This is a genomic window from Thermomonas beijingensis (assembly GCF_020034655.1).
GTDB classification, from domain to species: Bacteria; Pseudomonadota; Gammaproteobacteria; order Xanthomonadales; family Xanthomonadaceae; genus Thermomonas; species Thermomonas beijingensis.
In genome coordinates, this window is sequence record NZ_JAIQDJ010000001.1 from 285,551 (window position 1) to 302,939 (window position 17,389).

General features: G+C 62.3%; 15 protein-coding genes. 8 read left to right on the forward strand and 7 right to left on the reverse strand.

What is annotated here, in order from left to right:
• Positions 1-11: 11 nt before the first annotated feature.
• Both K7B09_RS01280 and K7B09_RS01285 read right to left on the reverse strand, forming a co-directional pair.
• Positions 12-1,433 (reverse strand): sigma-54-dependent transcriptional regulator, encoded by a 1,422-nt coding sequence (locus tag K7B09_RS01280; protein WP_223625923.1) that lies wholly within the window; start codon positions 1,431-1,433, stop codon positions 12-14.
• Positions 1,434-1,507: 74 nt separating this feature from the next.
• Entirely contained in the window at positions 1,508-3,115 is a 1,608-nt protein-coding gene (locus K7B09_RS01285) for a sensor histidine kinase (RefSeq protein ID WP_223625925.1), read from the reverse strand.
• A gap of 129 nt (positions 3,116-3,244) precedes the next feature.
• On the opposite strand from K7B09_RS01285, the gene sucC reads away from it, so the two are divergent.
• Both sucC and sucD read left to right on the forward strand, forming a co-directional pair.
• Positions 3,245-4,411 (forward strand): ADP-forming succinate--CoA ligase subunit beta, encoded by a 1,167-nt coding sequence (gene sucC / locus K7B09_RS01290; protein ID WP_223625927.1) that lies wholly within the window; start codon positions 3,245-3,247, stop codon positions 4,409-4,411.
• A gap of 12 nt (positions 4,412-4,423) precedes the next feature.
• Positions 4,424-5,299, forward strand: coding sequence for a succinate--CoA ligase subunit alpha (sucD, locus tag K7B09_RS01295; protein ID WP_223625930.1), 876 nt, complete (start codon positions 4,424-4,426; stop codon positions 5,297-5,299).
• Positions 5,300-5,372: 73 nt separating this feature from the next.
• On the opposite strand, the gene K7B09_RS01300 is transcribed toward sucD, so the two are convergent.
• A complete protein-coding gene (locus K7B09_RS01300; RefSeq protein WP_223625933.1) occupies positions 5,373-7,577 on the reverse strand; it encodes a sodium-translocating pyrophosphatase in 2,205 nt (734 codons plus the stop codon).
• A 169-nt stretch (positions 7,578-7,746) separates the two neighbouring features.
• Here K7B09_RS01300 and K7B09_RS01305 point away from each other — a divergent pair, with 169 nt between their 5' ends.
• Positions 7,747-8,262, forward strand: a complete 516-nt coding sequence (locus tag K7B09_RS01305; protein ID WP_223625935.1) for a hypothetical protein — start codon at positions 7,747-7,749, stop codon at positions 8,260-8,262.
• Between the two features lie 8 nt (positions 8,263-8,270).
• Here K7B09_RS01305 and K7B09_RS01310 read toward each other — a convergent pair whose 3' ends face one another.
• The 3 genes from K7B09_RS01310 to K7B09_RS01320 all read right to left on the reverse strand — a co-directional run bounded on the left by K7B09_RS01310 (position 8,271) and on the right by K7B09_RS01320 (position 10,711).
• Positions 8,271-8,495 (reverse strand): DUF167 domain-containing protein, encoded by a 225-nt coding sequence (locus K7B09_RS01310; protein WP_223625938.1) that lies wholly within the window; start codon positions 8,493-8,495, stop codon positions 8,271-8,273.
• A gap of 87 nt (positions 8,496-8,582) precedes the next feature.
• Positions 8,583-9,392 (reverse strand): CsgG/HfaB family protein, encoded by an 810-nt coding sequence (locus K7B09_RS01315; RefSeq protein ID WP_223625941.1) that lies wholly within the window; start codon positions 9,390-9,392, stop codon positions 8,583-8,585.
• A 62-nt stretch (positions 9,393-9,454) separates the two neighbouring features.
• Positions 9,455-10,711 (reverse strand): 6-phosphofructokinase, encoded by a 1,257-nt coding sequence (locus K7B09_RS01320; protein WP_223625943.1) that lies wholly within the window; start codon positions 10,709-10,711, stop codon positions 9,455-9,457.
• A gap of 123 nt (positions 10,712-10,834) precedes the next feature.
• Between K7B09_RS01320 and K7B09_RS01325 the strand changes: the two genes are divergently transcribed.
• Together K7B09_RS01325 and mpl are read left to right on the forward strand one after the other, a co-directional pair.
• Positions 10,835-11,413, forward strand: coding sequence for an adenylate kinase (locus tag K7B09_RS01325; protein ID WP_223625945.1), 579 nt, complete (start codon positions 10,835-10,837; stop codon positions 11,411-11,413).
• An 89-nt stretch (positions 11,414-11,502) separates the two neighbouring features.
• Positions 11,503-12,867: a UDP-N-acetylmuramate:L-alanyl-gamma-D-glutamyl-meso-diaminopimelate ligase gene (gene mpl / locus K7B09_RS01330; RefSeq protein ID WP_223625948.1), complete on the forward strand. Its 1,365-nt coding sequence runs from the start codon at positions 11,503-11,505 to the stop codon at positions 12,865-12,867.
• A 15-nt stretch (positions 12,868-12,882) separates the two neighbouring features.
• Here mpl and K7B09_RS01335 read toward each other — a convergent pair whose 3' ends face one another.
• A complete protein-coding gene (locus K7B09_RS01335; protein ID WP_223625950.1) occupies positions 12,883-14,802 on the reverse strand; it encodes a bifunctional DedA family/phosphatase PAP2 family protein in 1,920 nt (639 codons plus the stop codon).
• A 58-nt stretch (positions 14,803-14,860) separates the two neighbouring features.
• Here K7B09_RS01335 and K7B09_RS01340 point away from each other — a divergent pair, with 58 nt between their 5' ends.
• Genes K7B09_RS01340 through K7B09_RS01350 form a run of 3 tightly spaced genes read left to right on the forward strand, consistent with a single transcriptional unit; the run spans position 14,861 to position 17,361 of the window.
• Positions 14,861-15,682, forward strand: coding sequence for an SDR family oxidoreductase (locus K7B09_RS01340; protein WP_223625953.1), 822 nt, complete (start codon positions 14,861-14,863; stop codon positions 15,680-15,682).
• Positions 15,683-15,707: 25 nt separating this feature from the next.
• A complete protein-coding gene (locus K7B09_RS01345; RefSeq protein WP_223625955.1) occupies positions 15,708-16,127 on the forward strand; it encodes a VOC family protein in 420 nt (139 codons plus the stop codon).
• Position 16,128: 1 nt separating this feature from the next.
• Positions 16,129-17,361, forward strand: coding sequence for an acetylornithine transaminase (locus tag K7B09_RS01350; protein ID WP_223625958.1), 1,233 nt, complete (start codon positions 16,129-16,131; stop codon positions 17,359-17,361).
• Positions 17,362-17,389 lie beyond the last annotated feature (28 nt).

The window sequence follows — 17,389 nt, forward strand, 5'->3', positions numbered from 1 at the left end:
ACGATAGGGGGTCAATCGATCCCCAACTTTTTCAGCTTGTAGCGCAGGGCGCGGTAGGTGATGCCCAGTTGCGCGGCGGTGCGGGTTTTGTTGAAGCGGTTTTCGGCCAGTGCCAGTTCGATGGTCTTGCGCTCGACTTCTTCGATGAAGCTGGGCAGGGCACTGGTGGAGGATTCGCGCGGGTCGATTTTGCTGGGGTCCAAGCTGATTGCCGCTGGCGGAGTGGCGTGGGCGGGGCGGTGCAGATCCGGCAGGCGCAGGTCGGCGGCGCGGATGCCGTCGTCGTCGGCCAGGGCAAAGGCGCGCTCCAAGATGTTTTCCAGCTCGCGCACATTGCCGGGGAAGCTGTAATGGGCCAGTGCTTCGATGGCGCCGGCGTGCAGTACCGGCTGCGGGCGGCCTTGCGCGGTGGCCAGCCGGGTGAGGATGGCGTCGGCCAACAGGGTCAAGTCCTGCCGGCGTTCGCGCAGCGGCGGCACGCGCAGTTCGATCACATTGATGCGGTAGTACAGGTCGTGCCGGAAGCGGCCTTCATCGACCAAGGCGGCCAGATTTTTGTGGGTGGCCGAAAGAATGCGCACATCGACGGCGACTTCGGCATTGGCACCCACCGGGCGTACTGATTTTTCCTGGATGGCGCGCAGCAGTTTGACCTGCATGGGCATCGGCAATTCGGCGATTTCATCCAAAAATAAGGTGCCACCCTCGGCGGCCTGAAACAGCCCGGTCTTGTCGGCATGGGCACCGGTGAAGCTGCCTTTTTTGTGGCCGAAAAACTCGCTTTCCATCAGTTCGGCCGGGATCGCGCCGCAGTTGACCGGCACAAACGGGCCGGAGGCGCGCGCGCCTTCGTCGTGGATGGTGCGTGCCACCAATTCTTTGCCCACGCCAGACTCGCCGGCGATATACACGGGGGCTTGGCTGCGGGCGACCTTGGCCAAGGTGGTGCGCAGGTCGGTCATGGCCGGCGACTGGCCCAGCAGGCGTGCGGCCATGCCGCCTGCGGCCGGCGAGGGTCTGCCGGTGTCGTTGGCTGTACGCGGTTGCGAGCCCAGTTTCAATGCGTGCTGCACCAGCCCGCGCAGCACGGTGAGGTCCACCGGCTTGCTGACAAAATCGAAGGCACCGGCTTTCAGTGCGCCAACCGCGGCTTCTTGATTGCCGAAGGCGGTGATCATCGCCACCGGGGTGTGCGGGTACAGTTGGGTGATTTCCTGCACCAACTCGATACCGGAACCGTCGGCCAGGCGCATGTCGGTCAGGCATAGTGCGTATTGGTTGTGGCGCAGCAGGGCGCGGGCGTCGTGCAGGGACGAGGCGGTATCACTCTTCAGCCCCATCCGGCCCAGGGTGAGCACCAACAGTTCACGGATGTCGCGTTCGTCATCGACGATGAGGACGCTGTTGGACGTACTGCGCGCGAGTGTATTCATTAGGTTGAAAGATACCCGGTTGCCGCGCTGCGTCCAAGTGCGACGTTTTGTGGCAGTGTGCGCAGGGGTACGGTTCAGCCGGTGCTGATCGCACGGACGCCGGTCAACCGGATCCGAAAGCAGGTGCCGCCGGCTGGCAAGGGGATGTGTTGCAGCTCGGCCTGGTTGGCTTGGCACATCTCCTGGGCGAGGTAGAGCCCCAGCCCGGTGCCGTGGCTGGAGGTGGTAAAGAATGGGCGAAACATCTGTGCCGCCACGGTTTCCGGGATGCCGGGGCCGCGATCTTGCACATCCAGCACCGGCGCGCCTTTGTCATCGCGGTACACATGCACGCTGACGTGTGCCGGTGCGCCGGGCATGCGCCCGTACACCAGTGCGTTGTGCACCAGCACCGTCACGATTTGCTGCAATTGGCGGCGATCTGCCAAGCAGGGGAACGCGCCGGGTGCGACTTTGATGTCCAAGGTGTCGTTGTCCAGCGGGTGGTTTTGCAGATATTCGGCGACAAACTGACGCGCAAATTCGCCCAAATCCAGATGCTCGTGCTGGGCGCGTTCGCGCCGGGCCAGCCCCAGCACGCTTTCCACGATGCCATTCATGCGGCGGGTCTGCTGGTAGATGATTTCCAGCAGGCGGCGGTCGGAGGCGTTGATGTCTTGCGACTCTTCCAGCAACTGGGTGGCGTAGCTGATGGCCGCCAACGGATTGCGAATTTCGTGCGCCAAACTGGCAGAAAACCGGCCCAAGGTGGCCAAGGTCAGGCTCTCGGCGCGGCGTGACGCCAGCTCGGCATCGTCCAGAAACACCAATACCTGATCACCTTCGGCCAGCATGCGTGCAAAGCGCGGCAGGATTTCTGGCAAATCCTGTGCCAATTGCAGGGGGGTAGTGTCTTGTGTGCCATCGCGCTCCCACAAGCGCAGCCGCGCATACAGCGCGGGCGCGGCGGTGGCCAGCATGCGCCGGCCCTCGCCGGCGGCACCCAGATGCAGCAACGCGGCTTCATTGGCCAGCCGGATCTCGCCATCCCCATCCACCAGCAACACGCCGGTGCGCATGCGGCGGATGATCAACTCGTTCACTTCGGCCAGATTGGCGGCTTGGCTGCCGCGATGTTCGGCCAGAGCGGCGGTGGCGCGCAATTGTTGGCCCAGCAAACTGGTCAATGTTGCAATTGCCAGATAGCTGAGCGCGAACATCGGAATTTCGATCAGCGGGCGGTTGATGGCCTCTTGGGTCAGGTAGCTCCAGGCCAGTTGCAGCGCCAGCGCCACGCTGGCGATGGCGGCCAGCATCAGCCCCTTGCGCAACGGCAGGAACAACGCGGCCGCGCCGATGTTGAACAACAACATCATCGCAATGCCCGAGCCCACATTCGGCAGTGCGTTGGTGGCCAGCGTGCTGGCCAGGATGTCAAGACTGATGCCGGTCCATACTTGGGTGTTGACTTGGCCACGACGGCCACTGAAGAACAAGGCAATGGCGGCAATCAGGTAAACAATAGCGATGCCCGCAGCCAAGTGCGGGTGCCGCGGCTGGCCAAAAATCATGCCAACTGGGGCGAACACGGTCAAACACAGCAGCGCCGCTTCCAGCAGCCGATACAGGGTGAACGAGTACAGCTCGCGGCGAATCGCGACCTGCAGTGACTGGGTGTCGGAAGGAAGATAGGCCTGCAACATGAGGCGAGTATGCGGGAACCGTGCGGGCTGGCAACGCATGACGCGCCGCAACACGCTAAAATGGGGTTCCATCCGGGCCGGACTGGTTACTCCAGCAGCACGGATGTCCGTCCTCTCCCCGGGTGATCCATGAATTTTCACGAGTACCAGGCAAAGCAATTGTTTGCCGATTACGGCATTGCAGTTCCGACCGGGCGCGTTGCGCGCACGCCGGAGGAGGCCGTTGATGCGGCCAAAACCATCCCAGGTGACCTGTGGGTCATCAAGGCGCAGATCCACGCTGGCGGCCGCGGCAAAGCCGGTGGTGTGAAGCTGGCCAAGACCTTGGACGAAGTGCGTGAGTATGCCAAGGGCATGCTGGGCACCAGGATGGCGACGTATCAGACCGCCGGCGTTGAATTGCCGGTGGATTCGGTGTTGGTGTGCGAAGGCACCGACATCGCAAAGGAGCTCTATCTGTCGGTGTTGGTGGACCGCGATACCAAGTCGATCACCTTCATCGCCTCCGCCGAAGGCGGTATGGATATCGAGCAGGTGGCGCACGAGAAGCCCGAAGCCATCAAGACCCTGCACGTCAATTACGTGCAAGGCTTGCAGCCGTTCGAGTGCCGCGACCTCGGTTTCGCGCTGGGCTTGACCGCCAAGCAAGTGGGCCAGCTGACCAAGATCATGTTGGGCCTGTATCGCCTGTTCAACGAAAAAGATTTGGCATTGGTCGAATTGAACCCGCTGGCCATCCTCACCGATGGCAATCTCGCGGTGCTGGACGGCAAGATCAATTCCGATGACAACGCCAGCTTCCGCCACGCCGATTTGACCGCGATGCGCGATATTCGTCAGGAAGACGAAACCGAAGTGCGCGCCAGCCAGTACGACCTGAACTACGTCACGATGGACGGCAATATCGGCTGCATGGTCAATGGTGCGGGCCTGGCGATGGCCACCATGGACGTGATCAAGCTGGAAGGCGGCGCGCCTGCCAACTTCCTGGATGTCGGCGGTGGTGCGAATAAAGAACGCGTGACCGAGGCGTTCAAGCTGATCCTGTCGTCGGACAAGGTGAAGGCGATCTTCGTCAACATCTTCGGTGGCATCGTGCGTTGCGACATGATCGCCGAAGGCATCATCGCGGCGGTCAAGGACGTGGGCGTGCAGATCCCGGTGATCGTGCGGCTGGAAGGCACCAATGTGGAAGCGGGCAAGGACCTGCTGAAGAACTCCGGCTTGGCCATTATTCCGGCCGACGACATCAACGATGGCGCGAAGAAGGCGGTTGCCGCCGTCGCTGGCCAGTAAAAGGATCCCCTCATGTCCGTTTTGATCAACAAGAACACCAAGGTGCTGGTGCAGGGCTTTACCGGCTCGCAAGGCAGCTTCCACGCCCAGCAGATGCTGGATTACGGCACGCAGGTTGTGGGCGGTGTGACACCCGGCAAGGGCGGCAGCACCCACCTGGGTCTGCCCGTGTTCGACACCGTGGCGCAGTGCGTGCAGGCCACCGGTGCCGATGCCTCGGTCATCTACGTGCCACCGCCGTTTGCCGCTGACGCGATCATGGAAGCGGCGGCTGCTGGCATCAAAGTCATCGTGTGCATCACCGAAGGCATCCCGGTGCTGGACATGCTGCGCGTCAAGAACGTACTGAAGGGCACTCCGGACGTCGTGCTGGTCGGCCCCAACTGCCCCGGCGTGATCACTCCCGGCGAATGCAAGATCGGCATCATGCCCGGTCACATCCATTTGCCCGGCAAGATTGGTATCGTCTCGCGCAGCGGCACGCTGACCTATGAAGCGGTCAAGCAAACCACCGACGTGGGTCTGGGCCAGAGCACCTGCATCGGCATCGGCGGCGACCCGATCAACGGCACCAACTTCATCGACGCGTTGAAGTTGTTCCAGGCCGACCCGCAGACCGAGGGCATCATCATGGTCGGCGAAATCGGCGGCAGTGCCGAGGAAGAGGCCGCCGAGTTCATTGCCAAGCATGTGACGAAGCCGGTGGTGGGCTTTATCGCCGGTGCGTCGGCACCGAAGGGCAAGCGCATGGGGCATGCCGGTGCGATTGCCTCGGGTGGCTCGGGCACCGCCGAAGGCAAGTTTGCCGCGATGGAAAAGGCCGGCATCACCACCGTGCGTAGCCCTGGTGATCTGGGCGCGGCGATTGCCAAGCGGTTGGCGAAGTAAGTCAGGCGCACAATGCTCAAACAAAAACGGCGGCCTTGCGGTCGCCGTTTTTGTTGCTGCGTGTTGATGAAACTTACTGCGCCGGTTTGGCCGCATCGGCAGCGGGTGCTGTTTCCGCTGCAGGGGGGGGGGCAGTGTCTTCCGCCACCGGCGTGGCTTGCATCTGCTCCATGGCCGGTGCGCTCACCGCTACCGGCGGTTTGGCGGCTTCGGTGTGTTGGGTGTTCACCGGCAGCAGCGGCACGATCAGCAACGCCACGATGTTGATGATCTTGATCAGCGGGTTCACGGCGGGGCCTGCGGTGTCCTTGTAGGGGTCACCCACGGTGTCGCCGGTGACGGCAGCCTTGTGTGCCTCACTGCCCTTGCCGCCGAAGTGGCCGTCCTCGATGTACTTCTTGGCGTTGTCCCATGCGCCGCCGCCGGTGGTCATCGAAATGGCCACGAAGATGCCCGTCACAATCGTGCCGATCAGCAACCCGCCCAGCGCCTGCGGGCCCAGCGCCAGACCCACGATCACCGGTACCGCGACCGGCAGCAGCGACGGCACGATCATTTCCTTGATCGCCGACTTGGTCAGCATGTCCACGGCCTTGTCGTACTGCGGCTTGCCGCTGCCATCCATGATGCCCTTGATGTCGCGGAACTGGCGACGCACTTCCTCCACCACCGCACCGGCGGCGCGGCCCACGGCTTCCATCGCCATCGCGCCGAACAGATAGGGAATCAGGCCGCCGATCAGCAGGCCGACGATCACCATGTGGTTGGACAGGTCGAAGGTGAACTGCACGTCCGGATGCGCGGTTTGCAGGTTGTGGGTGTAGTCGGCGAACAGCACCAGCGCGGCCAGTGCCGCAGAACCAATGGCATAGCCCTTGGTGACGGCCTTGGTGGTATTGCCCACGGCGTCCAGCGGATCGGTCACGTTGCGCACTTCCGGCGGCAGCTCGGCCATTTCTGCGATACCGCCGGCGTTGTCGGTAATCGGGCCGTAGGCGTCCAGCGCCACGATCATGCCGGCCATCGACAGCATGGCGGTCGCGGCGATCGCGATGCCGTACAGGCCACCCAGTTTGTGTGCCACCAGGATCGAGGCGCACACCGCCAGCACCGGCAGTGCGGTGGACTTCATCGACACGCCCAAGCCGGCGATGATGTTGGTGCCGTGGCCGGTGGTGGAGGCCTGTGCGACGTGCTTCACCGGCGCGTACTGGGTGCCGGTGTAGTACTCGGTGATCCACACGATCACGCCGGTCAGCACCAGCCCAACCAGGCCGCAATAGAAAATGTTGGTTGACGAAATCACCAGGCTGCCGTCGAGCGACGTCAAGCCGTTCGGGAACAGATCCGCGGTGACGAACCAGAACGCCACCGCCGACAGCAGCGCCGACACGAGCACGCCCTTGTACAGCGCGCCCATGATCGAGCCGCCTGCCTTTACCTTGACGAAGAACGCGCCAATGATCGAGGCGATGATCGACACCCCGCCCAGCAGCAGCGGATACAGCACCGCATGCGAGTTCACGGCGAACATCAGCCCGCCCAGCAGCATCGTGGCGATGATGGTCACCGCATAGGTTTCGAACAGGTCGGCCGCCATCCCCGCGCAGTCGCCGACGTTGTCGCCGACGTTGTCGGCGATCACCGCCGGGTTGCGCGGGTCATCCTCGGGGATGCCGGCTTCGACCTTGCCCACCAGATCGGCGCCGACGTCGGCACCCTTGGTGAAGATGCCGCCACCCAGGCGCGCGAAGATCGAGATCAGCGAGCTGCCGAACGCAAGTCCGACCAGTGCGTGCAGCACTTTTTCCTGCGGCAGGCCCAGTTTGCCCAGCACGAAGTAGTACCCGGCCACACCCAGCAGGCCCAGCCCCACCACCAGCATGCCGGTGATCGCGCCACCACGGAACGCCACATCCATCGCAGCACTCATGCCCTTGCGCGCAGCCTCCGCCGTGCGCACGTTGGCGCGCACCGAGACGTTCATGCCGATATAGCCGGCCGCGCCTGAGAGCACCGCACCAATGGCAAAGCCAATTGCGGTATGGATATTCAAAAACACACCGATCAACACCAGCAGCACCACCCCCGCGATGGCAATGGTGGAGTACTGGCGATTGAGATAGGCACGCGCGCCTTCCTGGATGGCCCCGGCAATTTCCTGCATGCGTTCATTGCCTGCAGGTTGCTTGTTGATCCAGGCGGCGGCCCATAGGCCATAGATAATTGCAACGACGGCGCAGACCAGCGCCAGTACCAAACCATATTGCTCCAGCATGAATCCCCTCCCCGGGTGTTCGAAATGGAAAACGGCAGGTTGATGTGCCTACTCCAAATGGTAGGCGACGCCTGACTATCGCATACCTCGGCGGGAATTGGAGCGCCGCACGCAGGATTCAGCTTGGACGTGCGAATCTGCCTGCATGGTGATGAAAACGGAGTGTTCGATGCTGCGACTGCACATGTTTCTGGCTGGCCTGTTACTTGCCTTGGCGATGGCAGCCGCTGCGGCGCAAAGTCCGGAAATCCAGCGCGGGCCGATCCCCGCGCAGGTACCGGGTGTGCTGCACACGCTGCGCACCATCCCCGAGGCGTGTACCCGCCTGGAAGGACGGTTCACCAAGGCCAAGGAAGCGTCACCTTACGCACTTACCCAAGTGCGGACCAGCACACGCTGTCAGGCCCGCGCGCGGTTGCTGGATGCGCGCAAAGCGCAGGCATCGGCAGCCAATGGCTGGATTTTGAATGATGTATTGCGTGTCCCCAATGCCAGTTGCAGCGGCCAATCTGCGGTCATCCGGATCTGGCGCAAGGACGCTGCCAGCGCCACCCCTAAACTCGATGCGCAAGGGCGGGTGCGGGTCTATCTCAAGGACGGTTTGGATGCCGCAGCACAGGGCCAGCTGGGGGCGGTGCCGCAGTTTGCGGTGGCGCTGGGCGTGGAAGGACGCGGCTGCGACTGAGGTCGAGTTCAGTCAGGCACGGTCACCAACTTGATGCGCCCACCCGCACCCAATTTGATCTGCACATCGGCTTTGCGGCAGCCGAACTGTTTGGCGATCAACCCGATAAGTTCGGCATTGGCCTTGCCATCGATCGGTGCGGATTTGAGGTGTGCCAGCCACGTACCGTCCTCCTGCAACGTCAGTGCACAGACGCGGGAATTGGGTTTGGCTTTGACTTGCAAGACGGGCATCCGCGCAGCATCGCATGTGCGTGCGTGGCTGCAAACGCAAGCGCCCGGCAATACCGGGCGTTTGCGTCATCACTGCAATCGGTGGGCTTAGTCACCGACTTTGAGCTTGCCGCCCTTGCCCAGCCCGCCTTCCACTTCTTGCGGCCGGTAGTCGCGCATCGCGCGCACCAAGTTGTTGTAGGCATTGGCGAACGCAGCCGCCAATGCCTTGCCTTCGGGAGTGTTGGTGTAGCCGCCCAGCCCGCCGAAACCAGAACCGCCGCCGCCGAGGAAGCCCAAGCCGAAATCGGTCTTGGTGGCATTCCCCTGCGCCACACCGATCTGTACGCCGGAGCGGTTGTCGATCATGGTCAGCATGGTTTCCGCTTTCTTGAACTTCAGGCTGCCGGCAATCGCACCCACGGCGCCCCACTTGCCACCAAACGAGCCAATGACGCCGCCAATGCCGCCGGCATTGCTTTGCGAGAAATTGATGCTGGGGTTCATGGTGTAGTCGGCTGCCACCATCTGGCCTTTGCCGAAGTTGCTGCCTTCGCGCAGTTCGCCGCTATCCATCAGCGCACGTTCCTGCATCATGTTCTTCATGGCACGGCCGCGTTCCACCACCACAAAGCAGTTGGATTGCTGGATCAACATGCGGATCACTGGAATGGTGGACGGCAAACGCAAATCCGAGGTCAGGTAGCGGTACCAGTCACCGTCCTGTTCTTCCACCACTGCAATCGTGCCCATCGATTGATCACAATGCTCAAGATTGAGGCCGGCGCCTTGCGAATTGGCACTCGCAGCCGCACCTTGCGGGTCATTTTTTTTCTTGCTGAACTGGGCTTGGGCCGGCGTACTGGCAACTGCCAGTGCCAGGGCCAACGAGGAGAGCGCAATTGCGGTCTTGATCATGGAGGTGTCCTGAAGCGAGAGTTTGGGGATTCGAGTTGGGCGCAGTGTATGCCAGCTTCGCCTCAGCCGTTCCAGGCGGGCAAGCGGCGACGTACCAGCGTCATCTTGGGGACAACGTAATTGGGTAGTCCATCCCGGACATACGGGGGATAGGCTTCCCCTTCGATCAGTGGCAATAGGTAGTGACGGGCAGCGGTGGTGATGCCATAGCCGTCCTTGCGAATAAAACCCTTGGGCATGGTTTTTTCATGATTGGCAATGCGTGACAGTGGGGCGATGTCGATATGCCAGTGGTACGGCGCATCGGCATCGCGCACGATCACCGGCATCACCGCGTTTTGCCCGTTCAGGGCGCACTCCACTGCCGCCCGGCCTACCGCCATCGCCTGTTCCAGATCGGTCTTGCTGGCCAGATGCCGCGCCGAGCGCTGCAGGTAGTCGGGTAGCGCCCAGTGCACCTTGTGGCCCAGCACGTCTTTCACCCGGCCGGCCAAATGCGAGGCCACGCCGCCCAATTGGGTATGCCCGAAACTGTCCTTGCCGCCGCCGGCATCGGCCACGAAACGGCCATCGGCGGTGCGGATACCCTCGCTGGCCACCACCACGCAATAGCCCACGCGTTTGACGATGGCGGCCACCTTCGCCATGAAATCGGCTTCATCAAACACGCGCTCGGGGAACAGAATCAGATGCGGGGCATCGTCTTTGCCAGTGCCTGCCAGGCCTGCCGCTGCCGCCAGCCAACCGGCGTGGCGACCCATGGCTTCATACACAAACACCTTGGTTGAGGTTTCCGCCATCGCCGCCACATCCAGCGCGCATTCGCGCACCGACACAGCGGTGTATTTGGCAGCTGAGCCAAATCCCGGGCAGCAATCGGTGACGGCCAAATCGTTGTCCACGGTCTTGGGCACGCCCACGCAGGTCAGTGGGTAGTCAAATTCGGCGGCCAGTTGCGAGACTTTCAGTGCGGTATCGGCCGAATCATTACCGCCGTTGTACAAGAACCAGCGGATATCGTGCGCTTTGAAAACGTCCAGCAGGCGCGCGTACTTGGCACGGTCTTCGGTCAGCGATTTCAGTTTCAAGCGGCAACTGCCGAATGTGCCACCCGGCGTGTGCGCCAGGCCTTTGATCTCGGCGCTGGTCAAGGCGGATGTGTCGAACAATTCCTCGCCCAGCGCACCCAGGATGCCGTTGCGCGCGGCCAATACGCGTACTTTTCTGGTGCGCGCCGTGTGCAGTACGGCGGAGGCGGTGGCGTTGATGACGGCGGTGACGCCGCCGCTTTGGGCATACAGCAAATTGCCTGCGGGCATGAAGGTTCCTTGGCACTGGCACCAGCAACAGGTGTCAAATGCAGTAAGCTGGCCGGGGTTGGCGCAAAATGCAGTCTAGCGCCGTATGACAAGACAATTCACGAGACATTTTGGAGCGATTCGATGCGATTGGTTCTGTTGGGGGCACCCGGATCCGGCAAGGGCACCCAGGCAACGCGACTGAAGGAGCACCTGCAGGTGCCGCATATTTCCACCGGCGATTTGTTGCGCGCCGAAGTGGCCGCGGGCACTCCGTTGGGCCTGCAAGCCAAGGAAGTGATGGCGCGTGGCGATTTGGTCAGCGATGACATCCTGCTGGGGATGCTGAAAGACCGCCTCTCACGCGAGGACACCAGGGCCGGCTTTATCCTTGATGGCTATCCGCGCAATCTTGAGCAGGCCGCGGCGCTGGATGCCTTGCTGGCAGGTCTTGGTCAAAAGTTTGATGCCGCTGTGCAATTGGTGGTGGATAACGAGCAGATCATCGCGCGTCTGGCTGGCCGCGCCAAGGCCGAAGGTCGTTCTGACGATAGCCCCGAATCGGTACGGCATCGCTTGAATGTCTATGACGAAAAAACCGCACCGGTGGTGGATTTTTATCGCCAGCATGGCCAGCTCACCGTGGTGGATGGGGTGGGTACGCTGGACGAGGTGTTCACCCGGATTGTGGAAGCCATCCAACGCGGGCATGAGGTTGGCTGAGTAGTGCGGGGTGGGTGGCGAGTCGGTGTGAGGCTTGCCTCGCACCGATTCACCTCTGAATTCCGTTGGGATCGACTCAGGAACAACTTGTGAAACTCCATATCCTCGGCATCGCCGGCACCTTCATGGGCGGCGTGGCCGCGTTGGCGCGTGAACTTGGCCACGCGGTGGAAGGCAGCGACCAAAATATCTACCCGCCAATGTCCACCCAGCTGGAGCAGTTGGGCATCACATTGCAGCAGGGCTATCAGCCGCAAAACATCAGCGCCGATTGCGCTGCGGTCATCATTGGCAACGCGCTGTCGCGCGGCAATGCAGCGGTTGAACATGTGCTGGATGCCGGCATGCGCTACACCTCCGGTGCGCAGTGGTTATCCGAACAGGTGTTGCCGGGCCGCGATGTGTTGGCGGTGGCCGGCACCCACGGCAAGACCACCACCACCACGATCTTGAGTTTTTTGCTGGATGCGGCAAGGCGCGATCCGGGCTTTTTGATTGGTGGCGTGGCGGAAGATTTTGGCGTGTCGGCGCGCTTGGGGGCTGGGCGTGAATTCGTGGTGGAGGCCGACGAATACGACACTGCGTTTTTCGACAAACGCAGCAAATTCGTGCACTACCGCCCGCTGGTGGCCATCCTCAATAATCTGGAATACGACCACGCCGATATTTTCCCGGATGTGGCCGCGATCCAGCGTCAATTTCATCATCTGGTGCGCACCGTGCCACAGCGTGGGCGGCTGATCGTCAATGGTCACGATGCGCAGTTGGCCGAAGTCTTGGCGATGGGCTGCTGGACGCCGGTGGAGCGTTTTGGCTTCGATGAGAACTTCGAATGGAGTGCGCGTAAATTGCGCGACGATGGCAGCAGGTTTGCGGTACTGCGTGCGGGCCAGGAATGTGGTGTGGTCGAGTGGTCACTGCTGGGCGACCACAATGTGTTGAATGGGTTGGCCGCGTTGGCTGCGTGTGCCGCGCAGGGCGTGGCGCTGGCGCAGGTTATCCCTTCGCTTGCACGGTTTCATAGCGTCAAACGGCGCATGGAAGTGATCGGGCAACACGCGGGCATCACCGTGTACGACGACTTCGCCCATCACCCCACCGCGATTCACACCACGCTGGCAGGGTTGCGCGCCAAGGTGGGCGATGCACGCATCGTGGTGGCGATCGAGCCGCGCAGCAATTCGATGCGCCTGGGTGCGCACGCCGATGCGCTGGCACCCTCGCTGGATATTGCCGATGCAGTGATTTTTCTGGCGCGTCCGGAATTGCCCTGGGATGCCAGCAACGTCATCAACACCGTGCGCGGTCACGCACAAGCGGTCACTGATGTGGATGCGTTATTGGCCGCACTGCACACGCAGGTGTGCAGTGGCGACCATGTGGTGTTCATGTCCAACGGTGGGTTTGATGGTGCGCCGCGGCGGTTTTTTGCGGGCATGCAAGCGCGCGCATAAGCCACCTCTCATGTGTCAACGCGGATGCACCCGCACCTGTAGCGGCGCGGCATCAGGCAGGGCTTGCAGGTCTTCCGGCAGCACATGTGCCGGCGGGTCGGGTGTCCACAATGACAGCAGGCGCAATCGATGGTGCAATTGCATCCGTTCGTAGCGGGCCACCCATAGCGGCGTGCCATCGGCCAGGCGCACCGGTGCAGGCCACACGCGCAAGACTTCGATGCGTGCAGGATCGCTGCTCGTGCGGCGCAGCAACAGGCGCTCTGGATGCGCGCTCAAGGCAACCGGCAGCACCGGGCGCTCGGCTGCGGGGGTACTGTCATCCAGTAGCCGCAGCGCCGTGACCCAATCGGCGGCGGTCTGCGCGCGCCAGCCATGCTTGAGCAGCGTTCCTTGCAGGGTTGCCAAATCACCGGCTACTTCCAGATCAAAACGCACGCTGGCGTTGGCCATGCCTTGCGCTTGCCAGTTGCGCATGGTGATCGTTTCGCTGGGCGGTGGGGGTTCAAACTGAGCCAGTGTGTGCGGTGCGCTGCGTGGTGCATACCAACAGGCGGCAAGTACGAATACGCCATAAAAACTCCAGCTGAGCGGGCGCATCCAGTACGAACGCTCGCTGTGACGCCGGTAGGCAATCCCGATCACCAGCACCCACGCTGCGCCAAGTAGCACCCCGCCAATGATGTCAGACAACCAGTGCGCACCCAGATACAAGCGCGCAAAGCCCACCAATGCGGTGGCCACGCCGGTCAACAAATATGGCCATACCCGCTGCCGGCCCGGCAGTTCGCGGGCGATCAATACCGCAAAAAAACCGAACACCACCGTGGTCATGGTGACCGCCACCGATGGGAAGCCAAAACCTGCCGCAGCAAAGGGGGGGCGTGGCATATCGATCACCGCGTCCAGGGCTTCAGTCAGGCCCAGCCCAATGGCAATGGCGGCCAGCCAATGCAGTGCTGCTTTCCAGCGCCTGCGCCACAACAGCCATGCCAGTGCCGCGGCTGATGCCAACCCCAGCACCGGCGCGCTGCCAATGCCGGCCAAGGTGGCCATGGCCCGGTCTGCCAACGGGTTGCGCAGTGAAAACATCAGCGCATACACCTCGTGGTCCAACCGCAGTGGGCCGCCCTCGGCGAGCAGGGAAACACTGAACCACGTCCACAACCATGCCACCGCAAACAGGCAAAGCGCGAGCAATACCAAGGGAGCGGTTTCCGGCCGTCGGCGATCAATCAAGGCCCCCACATGGCGGCGCAAACGGGGATGTGCGTGAATCCAGCGCAACGTACGTGCCAGCAAGCTGTCGGCATTCAGCGCAAACCAGCGCCATGTGTACAGCACCACGGCCCATGCCAAGGCCAGGGCCGCGAGTAAACCCAATAGCACCAACAGCAGTTTGTCGGCCACCGCTGCCACCGCATCGTAAGCTTGGCCCAAGGCCCAGCCCGGCAGCAAGAACAGGATCGCCCACGAGACACAGGCTAGGCCACTGGCTTTGAAATAGGGCAGCAGCGGCATCTTCGCCATGCCGGCAATGGCCGGCACAAATGGACGCACCGCACCCACGTAGCGGGCAATGAAAATACTTTTGAACGCATTGCGGCGGAACAGATTTTCGCCGCGATCCAGTAGGCCAGGGTGGCGACTGAACGGCCAGACCCCGCGTAGCGATTCGCCCCAGCGGCGGCCTATCCAATAGCTCAAACCATCGCCCAGGAACGCACCCAGCGCCGCGCAGCTGACCGCATACGGGCCGGATAATTCGCCCATGCCAATCAACACGCCAATCGCGATCATCAGCGGTAGCGCAGGCACAATCGCACCGATGATGATGATGGCATCGCAAAACGCGATCAAGAACACCAGCACGCCCGCGGCCAGCGGGTGGGCGCTGATCCAGGCGAGGGTGGCGTCGAACCAGGCACTGTGCATCGGCGAATTATAGGCGGCGGGCTTACACTTCCACGCTGATTTCAGACAGGACACAGGCATGAGCACGCTGGCTGGCAAGACTCTGTTCATCACCGGGGCTTCCCGCGGGATCGGTTTGGCGATTGCGTTGCGCGCGGCGCGTGATGGCGCAAACGTGGCTATTGCCGCCAAATCCGATGTCGCCAACCCCAAATTGCCGGGCACGATCCATAGCGCCGCACAGGCGGTGGAGGATGCCGGTGGCCGCGCGCTGGCACTCAAATGCGATATTCGTGAAGAAGACCAGGTGCGCGCCGCAGTCGCGGCGACGCTGGATACGTTTGGCGGCATCGACATCCTCGTCAACAACGCCAGCGCGATTTATTTGCGCGGCACACTGGATACCCCGATGAAGCGTTTTGATCTGATGCAGCAGGTCAATAGCCGTGGCAGTTTTCTTTGCGCGCAGGCGTGCTTGCCGCATCTGTTGCAAGCGCCCAATCCGCACATCCTCACCTTGTGCCCGCCGCCCACGCTTGACCCCAAATGGTGGGGCCCGCACACCGGCTACACCCTTGCAAAAATGGGGATGAGCTTTGTCACCTTGGGCTTGGCAGCCGAGTTTGGCGCGCAGGGTGTGGCGATCAATGCGCTGTGGCCGCGCACCTTGATTGCCACCGATGCGCTGAACATGATCCCCGGTGTGGATGCCGGCAACGGGCGCTCGCCTGCAATCATGGGGGATGCCGCGCACGTGATATTGACGCGCAAAGCCGCTGGTTTTTCCGGCAATTTCCTGATTGATGATGACGTACTGCACGCGGCCGGCATCACCGACCTGTCGCACTATGCGGTGGATCCAACCCAGCCGTTGCTGCCGGATTTGTATCTGGACGCGTGATGGCAATGATTTCCGAGGATGTGAAATGAAATATCTGCACACGATGGTGCGCGTGCGCGATGTGGATGCATCGCTGCGGTTTTATTGCCAAGGGTTGGGCCTGCGCGAAACGCGGCGCATGGACAACCCGCAAGGCAAGTTCACCCTGATTTTTCTGGCCGCAGAGGCTACCCCGGAGGCCGAAATCGAGCTGACCCATAACTGGGGTTCCGACGAGGACTACGGCAGTGCGCGCAACTTCGGTCACTTGGCCTTTCGCGTTGAAAATATTTACGCCACCTGTCAGCGCTTGCTGGACATGGGCTACACCATCCATCGCCCACCACGTGATGGGCATATGGCGTTTGTGCGTTCGCCCGACCTGATCTCGGTTGAGCTGTTGCAAGACGGGTACCTGCCGCCGCAAGAGCCGTGGTTGTCGATGCCCAATACAGGAGTGTGGTGAGATGCAGCAAGCGGCAAACAGCAGTGCGTTATTGGCACTGGGGCGTGAGGTGTTGCTGCCGGTATACCGCCAGCGCGAGTTGATTTTGCAGCGCGGCAAAGGTGCACGCCTGTGGGACAACGAAGGCCGTGACTACGTGGACTTTGGCGCAGGAATCGCGGTGTGCAGCCTGGGCCATTGCAATCCAGAGTTGAATGCTGCGCTGATCGAACAAGCCGGCAAACTCTGGCATACCAGCAATGTGTTTTACAGCGAACCGCCGCTGCGGCTGGCGCAGGAATTGGTGGCGGCCTCGCGTTTTGCCGAGCGCGCATTTCTGTGCAACTCCGGTGCCGAAGCCAACGAGGCGGCGATCAAATTGGTGCGCAAATGGGCCAGCGCGCAAGGCCGAGCGCCGGAGCAGCGCACCATCATCACTTTCCACGGCAGCTTCCATGGCCGCACCCTGGCCACTGTCACCGCTACCGCGCAGCCCAAATATCAGTACGGCTACGAGCCGCTGCCGGGGGGCTTTCGCTATGTCGATTTCAACGACATCCCGGCGCTGGATGCGGCAATGGCGGCAGGCGATGTGGCCGCCGTCATGCTGGAGCCGGTACAGGGCGAAAGCGGGGTCATTCCCGCCGCCGCGGGCTATCTGCAAGCCGTGCGCGCGCTGTGTGATCGGCATGCTGCGCTTTTGGTGCTGGATGAAATCCAGGCGGGCATGGGCCGCACCGGCAGCTTGTTTGCGCATTGGCAAGATGCCGTCGTGCCCGATATCGTCACTCTGGCCAAGGCACTCGGCGGCGGCTTCCCGACCGGCGCACTGCTGGCCGGCCCCAAGGTCGCGCAGGTCATGCAGTTTGGCGCACACGGCACCACGTTTGGCGGCAATCCGCTGGCCGCCGCCGTCGCCCGCGTCGCCCTGCGCACACTGGCTTCCGATGACATTGTCGCCAACGTACAGCGCCAGGCGCACGCCTTGCGTGAAGGCCTTGCCGCCATCAACGCAGACCTTGGACTATTTTCCGAAGTGCGTGGGCGCGGCCTGATGTTGGGCGCGGTGTTGACGCCAGACTACGCCGGCAAGGCCAGTGCCATGCTGGATCACGCAGCGGAACACGGCTTGCTGCTGCTGCAAGCCGGCCCCGACGTCCTGCGCTTCGTGCCTGCACTGAATATCAGCGATGCCGAAGTCGCCGATGGTTTGGCGCGGCTGCGGGTAGCGCTTGCGGCGTTTGTTGCAAGTTAGCCGGCCTGCCTTGGTGCTTGGCGGTCTT

Coding starts and splice junctions, on each gene's coding strand:
- K7B09_RS01280 (WP_223625923.1), bottom strand. CDS start 1,433: ATGAATACACTCGCGCGCAGTACGTCCAACAGCGTCCTCATCGTCGAT.
- K7B09_RS01285 (WP_223625925.1), bottom strand. CDS start 3,115: ATGTTGCAGGCCTATCTTCCTTCCGACACCCAGTCACTGCAGGTCGCG.
- sucC (WP_223625927.1), top strand. CDS start 3,245: ATGAATTTTCACGAGTACCAGGCAAAGCAATTGTTTGCCGATTACGGC.
- sucD (WP_223625930.1), top strand. CDS start 4,424: ATGTCCGTTTTGATCAACAAGAACACCAAGGTGCTGGTGCAGGGCTTT.
- K7B09_RS01300 (WP_223625933.1), bottom strand. CDS start 7,577: ATGCTGGAGCAATATGGTTTGGTACTGGCGCTGGTCTGCGCCGTCGTT.
- K7B09_RS01305 (WP_223625935.1), top strand. CDS start 7,747: ATGCTGCGACTGCACATGTTTCTGGCTGGCCTGTTACTTGCCTTGGCG.
- K7B09_RS01310 (WP_223625938.1), bottom strand. CDS start 8,495: ATGCCCGTCTTGCAAGTCAAAGCCAAACCCAATTCCCGCGTCTGTGCA.
- K7B09_RS01315 (WP_223625941.1), bottom strand. CDS start 9,392: ATGATCAAGACCGCAATTGCGCTCTCCTCGTTGGCCCTGGCACTGGCA.
- K7B09_RS01320 (WP_223625943.1), bottom strand. CDS start 10,711: ATGCCCGCAGGCAATTTGCTGTATGCCCAAAGCGGCGGCGTCACCGCC.
- K7B09_RS01325 (WP_223625945.1), top strand. CDS start 10,835: ATGCGATTGGTTCTGTTGGGGGCACCCGGATCCGGCAAGGGCACCCAG.
- K7B09_RS01335 (WP_223625950.1), bottom strand. CDS start 14,802: ATGCACAGTGCCTGGTTCGACGCCACCCTCGCCTGGATCAGCGCCCAC.
- K7B09_RS01340 (WP_223625953.1), top strand. CDS start 14,861: ATGAGCACGCTGGCTGGCAAGACTCTGTTCATCACCGGGGCTTCCCGC.
- K7B09_RS01345 (WP_223625955.1), top strand. CDS start 15,708: ATGAAATATCTGCACACGATGGTGCGCGTGCGCGATGTGGATGCATCG.
- K7B09_RS01350 (WP_223625958.1), top strand. CDS start 16,129: ATGCAGCAAGCGGCAAACAGCAGTGCGTTATTGGCACTGGGGCGTGAG.